Genomic DNA, 12,833 nt, shown 5'->3' on the forward strand with positions numbered 1-12,833 from the left:
TCGAACGAACACGCCGCTGGCGATCCCGATGAAGCCGGCCGCCTAAGCGCCGCTCATCACGCACCCCTGCGTTTAGTCAGGAATGCCCCTTTGTCCATCGACCAGACAGTGCTTCACTGGGAACCTCACGCCTGCCCGGATTCAGGAGTACCTCCATGAACCTGCACCAGTTCGCTGAAACCCACGAGGTCACCAACCAGCCGCCACCGCTGGACGGGGCCAACCTGTACCGCCTGGACCTGCCGCTACAGGAGTGGTCCAGGCGCTTTGGTGCCGACTGGGCGCAGTCGCGGATCGATGCGTACGGCGCGCTGGCCGGTGGGCCGTTGATGCAGGCAGGCTTTCTGGCCAATGCGCACAAGCCTGTGTTCAGCAGCCATGATCGCTATGGCCATCGCATCGACCTGGTCGAGTTTCACCCCGCCTATCACCAGTTGATGCGCACCGCCGTCGAGCATGGGCTGCCGTCGCTGCCCTGGGCCGAGCCGCGCCCGGGCGCCCATGTGGCCCGCGCGGCGATGACCTACCTGCACAGCCAGGCCGAGGCCGGCACGGGCTGCCCGCTGACCATGACCTTCGCTGCGGTGCCGGCCCTGCGCCTGCAACCCGAGATCGCCCACTACTGGCTGCCCAAGGCGCTGTCGCGTGAGTATGACCCGCGCAACGTCGGCGACCGGCACAAGGCCGGCGTCACGTTGGGCATGGCCATGACGGAGAAGCAGGGTGGCACGGACGTGCGCGCCAATACCACCCGTGCCTACCCAGTCGGCGCGCCGGGGCCCGGCCAGGCCTACGAGCTGGTGGGTCACAAGTGGTTCTGTTCGGCGCCCATGTGCGATGCCTTCCTGGTCCTTGCCCAGACCGAGCACGGCCTGAGCTGCTTCCTGCTGCCCCGCCACCGCCCGGACGACACCCGTAACCAGTTCTATATCCAGCGCCTGAAGGACAAGTTGGGCAATGTCTCCAACGCCTCCAGCGAAGTGGAGTTTCGCGGTGCGCTGGCCTGGATGATCGGTGAGGAGGGCCGGGGCGTACCGACCATCATCGAAATGGTGGCCATGACCCGTTTCGACTGCATGGTCGGCTCCAGTGCCCTGATGCGCCAGGCGCTGACCCAGGCCCTGCACCACTGCGCGCATCGGCAGGTGGCGGGCCGCCTGTTGACCGAGCAGCCGCTGATGCAGAACGTGCTCGCCGACCTGTCGTTGGAAAGCGAAGCGGCATTGGCCCTGAGCCTGCGCATGGGCCACGCCCTCGAGCAGCTCGACGACCCCCAGCAGGCGCACTTCGCGCGCCTGGTCACGGCGGTAGGCAAGTACTGGATCTGCAAGCGTGCCCCGGCCATGATCAACGAAGCGGCCGAGTGCCTGGGCGGGGCGGGGTATGTGGAGGACAGCATCCTGCCGCGGCTTTACCGCGAGGCGCCCGTCAACTCGACCTGGGAAGGTTCGGGTAATGTGCAGTGCCTGGATGTGCTGCGCGCCTTGTCCAAGGAGCCGGGTGTGCTGGAGGCGTTGTTCGCCGAACTGGGGGACGGACACGGCGACAAGCGCCTGGCCACCTGCATCGTCAACCTGAAGGATGCGTTCCTCGACACGGGCGACATCCAGTACCGGGCGCGGCAACTGACCGAGACCATCGCCCTGGCATTGCAGGCCAAGTTGCTGCTGGAGGCCGGCCATTGTGCGGTCAGCGATGCGTTCATCGCCAGCCGCCTCACAGGGACAGGGCGCGCTTATGGCACGCTGCCGCGCGGTGTGGACGTACAGGCCCTGATGGCGCGGGCCATGGCCAGCTGACCGGCTCGGCCCAGCTGCGCCGCCTTGCATCATCAAGGGGATGAATTTACCCGAGAAGGCAGGCAAGATGGTTCGCATGCATGTCCAGACAGGAAGCACAGTGTGAGCCACGCGTTTGAAGTCGTTGATACTCCCGAACAGGCCGTCGATCGTCTGGCGGCCTTGCATGAGCAGGCCACCGGTGCCCTGAGCCAGGCCCTCAAGCGTTACCTCAAGGACCGCACCGAGCCCGATGCCCAGCAGCGAGACCTGTTTCGCTACCCGGCGCTGCGCCTGACCTACCACAGCAATGGCGAAGTCGCTGCCACCACGCGGGCCTACGCCAAGGTCCAGGTGGCGGGCACCTACAGCGTCACCATCACCCAGCCGGCTGCTTTTCGCGGCTACCTGCTGGAGCAATTGCGCCCGTTGATGCACGACTACACCGTCACGGTCGAAGTGGGGGTGAGCGAGCAGCCCATTCCGTATCCGTACGTGGTCGACCAGGGCGACGAGCTGGCCGGCAGCGGCATCACCGCCGCGCAGCTGGCGCGGGTATTCCCCAGCACCGACCTGTCCTCGGCCACCGACAACATCGCCGATGGGCTCTACGACTGGGACAGCACCGATACCTTGCCCCTGGCGCTGTTCGATGCCGCGCGCGTGGACTTCTCGCTGCGGCGCCTGGTGCACTACACCGGCAGTGACTGGCGCCACGTGCAGCCCTGGATCCTGCTGACCAACTACCACCGTTACGTGGACCAGTTCATCAGCCATGGCCTTGAGCAGTTGCGCGATGATCCGCGCTTCGTGCGCATGGTGTTGCCGGGCAACGTCGTGATCGAGAAGAGCATGGACCATGGTGAGGCCCAGGCGCTGGTCGCCGGTGTGGTCTGGCACCGCTACCAGATGCCGGCCTACCACCTGATTGCAGGGGACGGCGACGGCATCACGCTGGTCAACATCGGCGTCGGCCCGTCCAACGCCAAGAACATCACTGACCACCTGGCAGTGCTGCGCCCGCATTGCTGGCTGATGATCGGGCACTGCGGCGGGCTGCGCCAGTCGCAGACCATTGGCGACTACGTGCTGGCCCACGCCTACATGCGCCGTGACGGCATCCTTGACCGCGTGGTGCCGCCGAACATTCCGATCCCGGCATTGGCAGAGGTGCAACTGGCCCTGCAGGAAGCCGCTGCGCAGGTGACCGGCGAGCGGGGCGAGCAGCTCAAGAAGCGCCTGCGCACCGGTACCGTGCTGACGTACGACGACCGCAACTGGGAGCTGCGCTGGGCCCAGGAACGGCCGCTGATCAACTTGTCCCGCGCCGTTGCCGTGGACATGGAAAGCGGCACCATCGCAGCCCAGGGCTATCGCCTGCGGGTGCCGTACGGCACCTTGCTGTGCGTGTCCGACAAACCGCTGCACAGCGAAATCAAGCTGCCAGGCTCAGCCAACGCGTTCTACAACCGCGCGGTCAGCCAGCACCTGAAGATCGGGATCGCGGCGCTGGACCTGTTGCGCACCGAGCTCAATTCGCTGCACTCGCGTAAACTGCGCAGCTTCGACGAGCCGCCGTTCCGCTGAGGACCCATGTCACTGCCACCCCGTTCCAAGCCGCGCCGCCCTCAGGGGCGGCCTGCGCCTGGCGCTCACCGCCAGCCCAAGGCGCCACCCGCCGAGCCGCGGTTGATCCTGTTCAACAAACCCTTCGACGTGCTGACGCAGTTCAGCGACGGCGAGGGGCGCGCCACGCTCAAGGATTTCATCGATATTCCGGGCGTCTACCCCGCCGGCCGGCTGGACCGGGACAGTGAAGGCCTGTTGCTGTTGACCAATGACGGCGCGCTGCAGGCGCGTATTGCCGACCCCAAGCACAAGCTGCCCAAGACCTACTGGGTGCAGGTCGAGGGCGAGCCCACCGAGCAGCAGCTGCGCCAACTGCGCGAAGGCGTGCAGCTCAATGACGGACCAACGTTGCCCGCCGAGGCCCGCAGCCTCGAAGCCCCCGCTCTGTGGCCGCGCAACCCACCAGTGCGCTTTCGCAAAAGCGTACCGACCTGTTGGCTGGAGCTGGTGATTCGCGAGGGTCGCAATCGCCAGGTACGGCGAATGACCGCCGCCGTGGGCCTGCCCACCTTGCGCCTGGTGCGCGTGCGTATCGGCGATTGGACACTCGATGGGCTCGAGCAAGGCTGCTGGCGCGAGGTGGCGCCGACCCTGCGGCGCTAGGCGGCATGGCCAGCGGGCACGTGGCGACCGCGCTGGCTACACCCCCTCGATGAACCCCACCACCACGCTCTTGATGATGAACGCCAGCACACCCAGGCCGAGCACGAAGAACAGGATCAGGGTGCCGAACCGCCCCGCCTGGGATTTTTTCGCCAGGTCCCAGACGATGAAGCCCATGAAGCCGATCAAGGCGGTCACCAGGATGATCATCATCCACTCTTCGAATACGGCAGGATCCATTGCAGTGCTCCAGGCGGGTTGAGGGGGCAAGTATACCCGTGAGGTGGCAACTGATCAGCGAAGGTGGGTCAATGGAAGCTCGGTGCTGGCCAACACCTGGTTGAGCACGAAGCTTGAACGCACGCTGGTGACGCCCTCGATGCGCGTGAGGCTACCGAGCAGCAGCTTCTGGTAATGGTCCATGTCGGGCACGACGACCTTGAGCTGGTAGTCGGCGTCCATCCCGGTCACCAGGCTGCACTCCAGCACCTGCGGCAGGTTGCGGATGGTGGCCTCGAAGGTTTCGAAACGCTCGGGGGTGTGCCGGTCCATGCCGATGAGTACGTAGGCGGTCAGGCTCAAACCCAGCTTCTTGCGATCGAGCAAGGCCACCTGACGGGAAATGTAGCCGTCGTCTTCAAGTTGCTTGACGCGGCGCGAGCAGGGCGAGGGTGAAAGGCCGATGCGTTCGGCCAGCTCCTGGTTGGAGATGCGCGCGTCACGCTGCAATTCAGCCAGAATGCTCAGGTCGTATCGGTCCAGCTTGCTCATGAATCATGCCTTTTCTGTTCGGATTGCGGCGAATTATCAATCCAGGGTTAAAAATTGCGCAAGTGCTATTTATCTGAGCAATCTTCGCAATCCTGTGCCGGGGCGCGCCCGGTATCGTTAACACCAGAATCACTGCCCGGACATCAGTCCACGGCGATGCGCCCCAGACGGGCGCTCGCGGCCAAGCCATCCAACAGGATGGGCCAGGCCCCCGGGCTACGCACCTTCCAGAAGACGGTGTGAGGTGAGCCGGCGCCACAAGTGCCGAGCACGGACGACAATTGCTGAAGGGAGGCCCAGGTGGCCTCCCTTTTTTCATGGCTGAAATTTAATGGGCGGCGTGATGGGGCGCGGTAGACTGGCGCAGTCAGCCGTTTTACCGTCGAGAGGACTACCATGAAGTCGCACATCTGGCAGTGGGCAGGTGTTGGTTTGCTGGGCATGGGCATCAGCGTTGCAGCCCTGGCGGCCGGGCCCAACGACGGCCCAGGTGCTTTGCCCCCCGCCGCTACAGGGCCAGGTGTGGAGGCAGGGCCCGCGCCTGGGCGTGCGCTCAATTCGCGTGACGAAGTCGGTCAGACGCAGCCCCCACGGCCGGGGTTCTACCAGGACATTCCCCGCCGCCCCGATGACGGCCCGCGTTGGCATGGCCCAGGCCCTGGCTACGCGCCTCACGAGGGCTGGCAGGGCCGCCCTGGGGGCCACGGTGAAGGCTGGGGCCCCGGGCCGCACTACCGGCCTGGCCAGACCGTGGAGCGGTTTGCTGACCGTTTCTGGAAGGTGCCCTACCAGGGGCAGGACTATTTCTACTCCGGCGGGTACTGGTACCGCCCCTGGGAAAGGGGTTACCAGGTCGTGGTGCCGCCCCCGGGTGCGCGAGTCAGCTACCTGCCGCCCTATGCGCACAAGTTTCGCGTGGACGGCGCGATGATCTACCTGGTCGCCGACACCTACTATCGCTACCTGGAAAACAGCCGCGAGTACGTGGTGGTCAATCCCCCAGCACCTGCGCCTACAGCGGCGTCGGGGTATGACGTGGTGGCTTATCCGCGCTATGGACAGGGGCAGGAGCAGCAGGATCAGGACCGTTACCAGTGCCATCGCTGGGCGGTCAGCCAGTCGGGGTTCGATCCTGCCATGGCGGCCTACGCGCCGGCGCCTGCAGTTGCAAGTACCTACCAACGGGCGCTTGGCGCGTGCTTGTCCGGGCGGGGCTACAGCATCAACTAGAGGGCTACACCGGGTCGGCGTGGACCATCACGTCGGCCTTGGGGTATTGCTGGCGGATCACCTGCGACGCCTGCACGCACAGCCCATGTGCGTGATGCAGCGGCAGTTGCCCAGGCAGCTCGATGTGCAATTGCACGAACCACTGGTTGCCCGATACCCGGGTGCGCAGGTCGTGCACGCCCAGCACGCCCTCGATGGCCAGCACGCGGCTGGCCATGTCTTCGCTCACATCCACGGGCAGCTCCTTGTCCATGAGAATCGCCGTGCTTTCGCGCGCGATCTGCAGGGCGCTCCACAGGATGTACAGTGCGATGCCCAACCCGAACAGCGCATCGAGTTGCGGCCAGCCGAAGCGCGCCAGCAGCAACGCCAGCAAGATGCTGCCGTTGAGCAGCAGGTCGGAGCGGTAGTGCAGGGAATCGGCGCGTACCGCCGTTGAACCTGTGGCGCGGATGACCTTGCGTTGCACGGCCAGCAGCGCGACGGTCAGCACCAACGACATCAGCATCACCCCGATGCCGATGGCGGTATCGCCTAACGGCTGCGGGTTGCGCAGGCGCTCCAACGCCTGCAAGGCAATCAGCACGGCACTGCCGCCGATGAACAGCGCCTGGGCGATGCCAGCCAGGGCTTCTGCCTTGCCGTGCCCGAAGCGGTGGTCGTCATCGGCCGGGCGCAGGGCGTAGTGCACAGCCAGCAGGTTGAGGAAGGACGCCACGGCGTCGAGGGCCGAATCGGTCAACCCGGCCAACAGGCTAACCGAGCCGCTCAACCACCAGGCCAGCGCCTTGCTGACCACCAGGATGCTGGCCACCGCCAGGGAGGCGCGTGTGGCCAGGCGGAGCAACCGTTTGTGTTCGGCCGAAGTGGTCATCTCAGGCGGTCGTCCTTGACGTCAGGCGGCAGGTACCAGCCCAAGGCTGGCCAATTGTTCAGCACTGCCGCGGTGCTGGATCAAGCGTGGGTCGTCCAGCGGCAGGCGCTGCCCCAGTTCGCTTTCCAGAATGGCCTGCAGTTTGAGATTGTCCACGCTGCCATCGGCATTGACGGCGTCCTTCAGTTTGGCCGGGTCCACCTGCGCGGTTTGCCCTGGGGGGTAGTAGATGGCGCCGGTGGCGAAGTCGATGCCGAAGGCGATCAGCCCTGGGATGACGTAGAACAGCAGGCCAACGGCATCCAGCACGGCGATCGCAGGGTCGACCTTGCCGTCGATCTGGCCGCGACGGTCTGGGTAGAAGATGGAGCCGCAAGCCGTCAGTTGCGTCAGCAAGGTGCCCACGAGGGCAGCACCGATCAGGCGGGAAGCAATGCGCATGTAAATCTCCGGGCGTGGCGTTCGGCAGGCCAGGCAAGGCGCCTAAACCCGCGCAGTTAAGACCATGATAGGACAACGTCGGTTCGCCGTTATACTCGCCTGCTTGTTCGAGGGCCACCATGATTTCATTACCTATAGACCGTGTATTGCCAGATCTACGACAGGCCCTGGCCAGTCGCAATGAAGTGATACTCGAAGCGCCCCCGGGTGCTGGCAAGACCACTCGGGTGCCCCTGGCGTTGTTGCATGAGCCCTGGCTAGCCGGGCAAAAGATCCTGATGCTCGAACCTCGCCGACTGGCTGCGCGGGCGGCGGCGGAGCGTTTGGCCAGTGAACTCGATGAGCAGGTGGGCGAGACGATCGGCTACCGCATTCGCCTTGAAAGCAAGGTAGGGCCGCGAACGCAGATCGAAGTGGTCACTGAAGGCATTCTGGCTCGCAGGCTTCAGGATGACCCGGCGCTGGAGGGTGTGGGCGTGGTCATCTTCGATGAGTACCACCTGCGCAACCTCGATTCCGACCTGGCACTGGCGCTGTGCCTGAGCGCCCGTGAACTGCTGCGCGATGAGCCCCCGCTCAAGCTGCTGTTGATGTCTGCCACGCTGGAGGGTGCCCGCCTCTCAAAGGTGCTCGACGATGCGCCCGTGGTCACCAGTGAAGGGCGGATGTATCCCGTCTCGACGGTATGGGGCAGCCCCTATCAGCCGGGCGAGCGAATCGATGCGCGCATCACGGACACGTGCCTGGCCGCCCTCGATGAACAACCTGGCAGCATCCTGGTGTTCCTGCCTGGGCAGGCGGAAATTCGGCGGGTGGCAGAGGACCTCAAGGCATATCTCGGCAGCCGTCCAGAGGTGATGGTGTGCCCGCTGTACGGTGACCTCGACCTGCAGGCGCAGCGTGCGGCGATAGACCCGGCCCCCAAGGGCTCGCGCAAGGTCGTATTGGCCACGAACATCGCCGAGACCAGCTTGACCATCGAAGGGGTCAGGGTGGTGGTGGACAGTGGCCTTGAACGAGTACCCAGGTTCGACCCCCGCAGCGGCATGACCCGACTCGACACACAGCGCATTTCCAAGGCCAGCGCTACCCAGCGGGCGGGACGGGCGGGGCGCCTGGAGCCTGGTGTCTGCTATCGGCTGTGGTCGCAGTCCCAGCACGAGCAGATGGCCAGCTACAGCACCCCTGAAATCCTCCAGGCAGATCTGGCAGCCTTGGCGCTCCAGCTGGCTCGATGGGGCATGAAGCCGGAAGAGATGACCTGGCTCGATCAACCACCAGCGGCGCCCTTCGCTCAAGCCACAGACCTGCTCAAGCGCCTGGGCGCGCTCGACGATGCTGGACAGCTCACGCCACACGGTGCAGCCATGAGCGCGTTGCCAGCCCACCCCCGGATCGCCCACATGCTCATCAAGGGCAATGCGATGGGCCTGGATGACCTGGCATGCAACATCGCGGCTCTGCTGGGCGAGAAAGATATCCTGCGTGGGGCCGGTGCCGACCTGCACTCCCGGCTCAGCGCACTGTCGGGCGAGCAGCATGCCCGTCGCAGTGGCGGTTCCCTGCAACGCGTGAAACAGTCTGCTCGGCAGTACCGGTCGCTGCTGCGTGGCAAGGCCTCGAGCCCTGTAGACGCGCTCGATCACCCACGGTGGGTAGGATGCCTGCTGGCGTTCGCATACCCTGATCGAATCGGCCTGCAGAGGCGGGCGACTGAATCTGAATACCGTCTTTCCAACGGTCGTGCTGCGGTGTTCTCAGAGCCCGATGCTCTCACCAAACATGAGTGGCTGGTGGTGGCCGATCTGGGTAGCCGGCAAGGACAGCGCGAGGAGCGGATCTACCTGGCGAGTGACCTCGATCCGGCCTTGTTCGATAACCAGCTGGCTGACCTGGTGAGGTCGGTCGATGAGGTCGATTGGGACGAGCGCGAAGGCGTGCTCAAGGCGCAGCGGCAGTGGCGGGTAGGCCAGCTCGTGCTGTCGACGAAAGCGCTGGCGAACCTTGACGAGCAAACCCGTTCGCTGGCCTTGGTTAGCCTGGTGAGGCGCAAGGGCATCGAGCTTCTGCCCTGGAACCCCGAGCTGCGGCAGTGGCAGGCCCGGGTGGGTCTGCTGCGCCAGCTGGATATCGAGCGTGGGCAGGCACAAAGCAAGTGGCCTGACCTGAGCGATGCCAATCTGCTGGACACGCTCGACCAATGGCTCACGCCCTACCTGGGTAAAGTCACGAGGCTCAGCCACTTCAGCCAGCTGGACCTGCCCTCGATCATCAGAAACCTTCTGCCCTGGCCGCTTCCACAGGAGCTGGACACCCAGGCACCCCAGGCGATCCAGGTGCCATCCGGCTCGAATATCCGTATCGACTATTCGCAGCATCCGCCAATTTTGGCCGTGCGGCTTCAGGAGCTGTTTGGCCTGGCAGAAACCCCACGCATCGCTCAGGGCAGGCAGCCGCTGGTTCTGCACCTCCTGTCGCCGGCTCGCAGGCCTGTGCAGGTCACCCAGGATCTGGCGAACTTCTGGCGCAGCACTTACGTGGAGGTGAAGAAGGATCTGAAGGGGCGATACCCGAAGCACTATTGGCCTGAAGACCCGCTGGTGGCCGAAGCGACTGCCAGGGCTAAGCCTAGGAAGTAGCGATGCGCATACGTAACTGAACGTCACCCGCCGTGTGCAGAACGGCTTGGTGAGCGAGCACAACGCACTGGAAATCCTCGCCGGCAAGCTGGGCGACGACCAGACCGGGGTGCCGGTGGTCGGCATCGACATCGTCCTCAGCAAACAGCCCTCTACGCCAGCGCCGCCACCTGATGGACAGTGCCCTGGCCAGCCAGGATGTCATCAATCTGAGCCTGTGCGTGCCCCTGACCGGCGCGCAGGTCGGAGCACTGACCCATGACATCGTGTGGATGAAAAACAGTGTCATAGGCGGGCAGACCATACGGGTGCCGACTTCGTACTTGATCCAAGCGGACGCCCACAAAGTTCGTAGCCGCCGTAGTATTCCTTTCCGTCGATAGCGGAAGGTTCAAGAACCTTAGCGCTTGAGGGCAGCGGTTGGGTATCTCGAAGTTTTGTACAGCCTTAGCGACGCATTTTGACAGTTCTAAAATTATGGACACTGGGGATAATAACGGGCATGCCGTTCCGCATCAATGTCGCCAGTTCTGCATTAGACTCCACCGGCATGCTTGGTTTGTAGAGTCCTTCCTCCAACAACGACTCAATAACGTGTACGAGGCGTCCTGTAATCTTTGAATTTAATGCTTCAGTCAATACATGGTGGCGGTTCTCAGTGTTAACATATTTCTCGATGGCCTCTGAAGCATCATTTGGGCTGCGCAGTATATTGCGTTTCGCTTCTTTTAACTCCCCTTTGGAAATCTTGAACCAGTGTTGAATCTCTTTATAGGACATTTCCTTCAGTTTCATATTGCTGAAATCCCTTTTCGCTAACTCCGAGGGATGTGTCGGCCACTTGCCTGCTTCGCCGCGACTCGGCAGCGTAATAGCTGGTCTTCGCACATTTTTGTTGGGGTATAGGAAAGAGTGCCCAGTGGGATCGCTGCGGTTCACGGGGTCGTTTGAACAGTAGGCGTAGGTATTCATGCCACCCGCGTCGAACGGGCTTAGGCTATCAGGTGAAAGAAAACGCATTAAGCGCGTGTTGTAGACTCTGTATCCGGAGCCAAGCAGGTAGAGCGGTGTCAGCGCTTGCGCATGCTCACCATTGAAGCCAAGTAACGTGTGTGCAGATCGAATCTCTGCGGCAAAGCCGTAAGGCGAGTACGCCGATCTCTCGAGTCTGTTCATGCGGTTGTGCTCGCGGTTGGAGAACTGTCGTTTCGCCCGTTAGCAGGGCGGGCGTCTTGAGTATCCGGGTGATGTACGCACCCGGCCACTGGCAAAACTGACAGGTGTTAGAGAACGGCCTTGGGCCCCGCACGAAATCGCGAGCAACCCAATCGCCGAACCACGAATGCCAACGGTTATAAAGATCCATGCCATTACGCATTTGTTATCCGTCGACGGCCGGAAGCCTCATAGAATTCCAGCTGCGAAGAACGCCACCGAGTTTTTCCAGATTTCGCACTGGCCGCAATCATCCGATCCCCACCCTGACCCAAGCCCTGCGGGGCATATCTCCAAGCCCCGCAAATCATATTGCCCACTCGACCTCAAGCCTCCTCGAAATGCATCTCTGGCGGCTGTTGGCGCAACCCACGGGTGATGACCAGCAGGTACAGGCACCCCATGCCCAGCCAAGCCACGCCAAGGTAGATGGCCATGGGGTCCAGGCTTGCCATCAGCCACAGATCCGCCATCAGCCCGACCAAGGGGAAAGCCAGGTACACCGCTGCAGCCTTGAGCCCGCGCTCGCCCTGGGCGATCCAGTAGTGAAAGATCACCGACAGGTTGACCAGGCTGAACGCCAGGAAAGCGCCGAAGTTGATGAACGAGGTGGAGGTCGTCACGTCCATGCGCAAGGCCAGCAGCGCGACTACGCCACACAGGACGATGCTGATGACCGGTGTGCCGAACCGCGTACTCAGTCGCCCGAACCAACGCTTGGGCAGCACACCGTCGCGGCCCATGGCGAACAGCAGGCGCGAGGCACTGGCTTGGGCGGAAAGCCCCGAGGTGAACTGGCCCACGATCAGGCCGATCAGGAAGAAACTCACGAAAATGTCCCCGCCAATGGCCTTCGCGATTTCGTAGGCGGCCGAGTCCGGGTTGCTGAAGGTCGCGCCTGGGTGCGCGAGTTGGACGAAGTAGCTTGCCACGATGAAGATGAAACCGCCCAGCAGGGTGATGAGCAGGATGGCGCGAGGGATGGTCTTGCGCGGTTCATGGGTCTCCTCGGTCAAGGTGCTGACCGCATCGAAGCCCAGGAACGAATAACAGGCGATGGCGGCGCCACTCATGATCAGGGGCAGCTGGAAACCGTCCTGATGGAAGGGTGCCAGCGACCACAACGGCTGGTTCAGCTCGCCGGTGGCGTAATGCACGGCCAGGCCCACGAAGGCTGCCAGTACGAGGAACTGAAGCAGCATAAGCACGCCATTGACGGTCTTGGCCAGCTGCAGGCCGATGATGTTGATGGCCGTGGTGACGGCAATGAAGGCCAGCACCCACACCGGGTGCGGCACCGCCGGAAAGGCCGAATGCAGGTAGGCCGCGCCGATCAGCCAGATCGCCATGGGCAGGAACAGGTAGTCCAGCAGCACCGCCCAACCGGCCAGAAAACCCAGCTTGGGGCTGATGGACTTGCGCACGTAGGTGTAGGCCGAGCCGGCGACGGGGAAGGCCTTGGCCATCTTGCCGTAGCTCAGGGCGGTGAACAGCATGGCGATGGAGGCGGCCAGATAAGCCGAGGGCACGGCGCCCTGGGTGGTGTCGGCGAGGATGCCGAAGGTGCCCAGCACAATGATGGGGGTCATGTAGGCGATGCCGAACAGCGTCACCGCACCCAGCGACAGGGTGCGTTTCAAGTGGGCCATGGTG

General features: G+C 63.6%; 12 protein-coding genes. 5 read left to right on the plus strand and 7 right to left on the minus strand.

The annotated features are described in order from the left end of the window. Positions 1-155: 155 nt before the first annotated feature. From MOP87_RS02050 to MOP87_RS02060, 3 genes are all read left to right on the plus strand, one after another. Positions 156-1,799: an acyl-CoA dehydrogenase family protein gene (locus tag MOP87_RS02050; protein WP_027915236.1), complete on the plus strand. Its 1,644-nt coding sequence runs from the start codon at positions 156-158 to the stop codon at positions 1,797-1,799. 102 nt (positions 1,800-1,901) lie between these two features. After that, positions 1,902-3,365 (plus strand): AMP nucleosidase, encoded by a 1,464-nt coding sequence (amn, locus tag MOP87_RS02055; RefSeq protein WP_049696675.1) that lies wholly within the window; start codon positions 1,902-1,904, stop codon positions 3,363-3,365. 6 nt (positions 3,366-3,371) lie between these two features. Further along, on the plus strand, positions 3,372-4,010 hold the full coding sequence (locus MOP87_RS02060; RefSeq protein WP_111475493.1) for a pseudouridine synthase: 639 nt from the start codon (positions 3,372-3,374) through the stop codon (positions 4,008-4,010). A 36-nt stretch (positions 4,011-4,046) separates the two neighbouring features. Here MOP87_RS02060 and MOP87_RS02065 read toward each other — a convergent pair whose 3' ends face one another. Both MOP87_RS02065 and MOP87_RS02070 read right to left on the minus strand, forming a co-directional pair. Beyond that, on the minus strand, positions 4,047-4,250 hold the full coding sequence (locus MOP87_RS02065; protein WP_023534618.1) for a DUF2788 domain-containing protein: 204 nt from the start codon (positions 4,248-4,250) through the stop codon (positions 4,047-4,049). 54 nt (positions 4,251-4,304) lie between these two features. After that, positions 4,305-4,781 (minus strand): Lrp/AsnC family transcriptional regulator, encoded by a 477-nt coding sequence (locus MOP87_RS02070; RefSeq protein ID WP_023534579.1) that lies wholly within the window; start codon positions 4,779-4,781, stop codon positions 4,305-4,307. A 396-nt stretch (positions 4,782-5,177) separates the two neighbouring features. Between MOP87_RS02070 and MOP87_RS02075 the strand changes: the two genes are divergently transcribed. Continuing rightward, on the plus strand, positions 5,178-6,011 hold the full coding sequence (locus MOP87_RS02075; protein WP_242810057.1) for a DUF6515 family protein: 834 nt from the start codon (positions 5,178-5,180) through the stop codon (positions 6,009-6,011). 4 nt (positions 6,012-6,015) lie between these two features. Here the strand turns inward: MOP87_RS02075 and MOP87_RS02080 are convergent, their stop codons facing one another. Then, entirely contained in the window at positions 6,016-6,885 is an 870-nt protein-coding gene (locus MOP87_RS02080; RefSeq protein ID WP_242810058.1) for a cation diffusion facilitator family transporter, read from the minus strand. 21 nt (positions 6,886-6,906) lie between these two features. Beyond that, positions 6,907-7,326, minus strand: coding sequence for a hypothetical protein (locus MOP87_RS02085; RefSeq protein WP_027915231.1), 420 nt, complete (start codon positions 7,324-7,326; stop codon positions 6,907-6,909). Positions 7,327-7,445: 119 nt separating this feature from the next. Between MOP87_RS02085 and hrpB the strand changes: the two genes are divergently transcribed. After that, positions 7,446-9,965 carry an ATP-dependent helicase HrpB gene (gene hrpB, locus MOP87_RS02090; RefSeq protein WP_242810059.1) on the plus strand — a complete coding sequence of 840 codons (2,520 nt, stop codon included), beginning with the start codon at positions 7,446-7,448 and terminating at the stop codon, positions 9,963-9,965. Here the strand turns inward: hrpB and MOP87_RS02095 are convergent. The 3 genes from MOP87_RS02095 to MOP87_RS02105 form a co-directional block, all read right to left on the minus strand. Then, complete coding sequence (locus MOP87_RS02095) at positions 9,955-10,170, minus strand: hypothetical protein (protein WP_206405552.1); 216 nt, start codon at positions 10,168-10,170, stop codon at positions 9,955-9,957. The genes hrpB and MOP87_RS02095 overlap by 11 nt on opposite strands. A gap of 242 nt (positions 10,171-10,412) precedes the next feature. Next, positions 10,413-11,141 (minus strand): RHS repeat-associated core domain-containing protein, encoded by a 729-nt coding sequence (locus MOP87_RS02100; RefSeq protein ID WP_242810060.1) that lies wholly within the window; start codon positions 11,139-11,141, stop codon positions 10,413-10,415. A gap of 365 nt (positions 11,142-11,506) precedes the next feature. After that, positions 11,507-12,829, minus strand: a complete 1,323-nt coding sequence (locus MOP87_RS02105) for an APC family permease (RefSeq protein WP_242810061.1) — start codon at positions 12,827-12,829, stop codon at positions 11,507-11,509. Between the last annotated feature and the right edge of the window lie 4 nt (positions 12,830-12,833).

This window comes from Pseudomonas sp. I3-I5, assembly GCF_022699445.1.
GTDB classification, from domain to species: domain Bacteria; phylum Pseudomonadota; class Gammaproteobacteria; order Pseudomonadales; family Pseudomonadaceae; genus Aquipseudomonas; species Aquipseudomonas fulva.

Excerpts from the sequence above, each read along its gene's own strand:
- hrpB (WP_242810059.1), top strand. The coding sequence starts at position 7,446 with ATGATTTCATTACCTATAGACCGTGTATTGCCAGATCTACGACAGGCC.
- MOP87_RS02080 (WP_242810058.1), bottom strand. The coding sequence starts at position 6,885 with ATGACCACTTCGGCCGAACACAAACGGTTGCTCCGCCTGGCCACACGC.
- MOP87_RS02100 (WP_242810060.1), bottom strand. The coding sequence starts at position 11,141 with ATGAACAGACTCGAGAGATCGGCGTACTCGCCTTACGGCTTTGCCGCA.
- MOP87_RS02070 (WP_023534579.1), bottom strand. The coding sequence starts at position 4,781 with ATGAGCAAGCTGGACCGATACGACCTGAGCATTCTGGCTGAATTGCAG.
- MOP87_RS02105 (WP_242810061.1), bottom strand. The coding sequence starts at position 12,829 with ATGGCCCACTTGAAACGCACCCTGTCGCTGGGTGCGGTGACGCTGTTC.
- MOP87_RS02065 (WP_023534618.1), bottom strand. The coding sequence starts at position 4,250 with ATGGATCCTGCCGTATTCGAAGAGTGGATGATGATCATCCTGGTGACC.
- MOP87_RS02095 (WP_206405552.1), bottom strand. The coding sequence starts at position 10,170 with ATGACATCCTGGCTGGCCAGGGCACTGTCCATCAGGTGGCGGCGCTGG.
- MOP87_RS02085 (WP_027915231.1), bottom strand. The coding sequence starts at position 7,326 with ATGCGCATTGCTTCCCGCCTGATCGGTGCTGCCCTCGTGGGCACCTTG.
- MOP87_RS02075 (WP_242810057.1), top strand. The coding sequence starts at position 5,178 with ATGAAGTCGCACATCTGGCAGTGGGCAGGTGTTGGTTTGCTGGGCATG.
- MOP87_RS02050 (WP_027915236.1), top strand. The coding sequence starts at position 156 with ATGAACCTGCACCAGTTCGCTGAAACCCACGAGGTCACCAACCAGCCG.
- MOP87_RS02060 (WP_111475493.1), top strand. The coding sequence starts at position 3,372 with ATGTCACTGCCACCCCGTTCCAAGCCGCGCCGCCCTCAGGGGCGGCCT.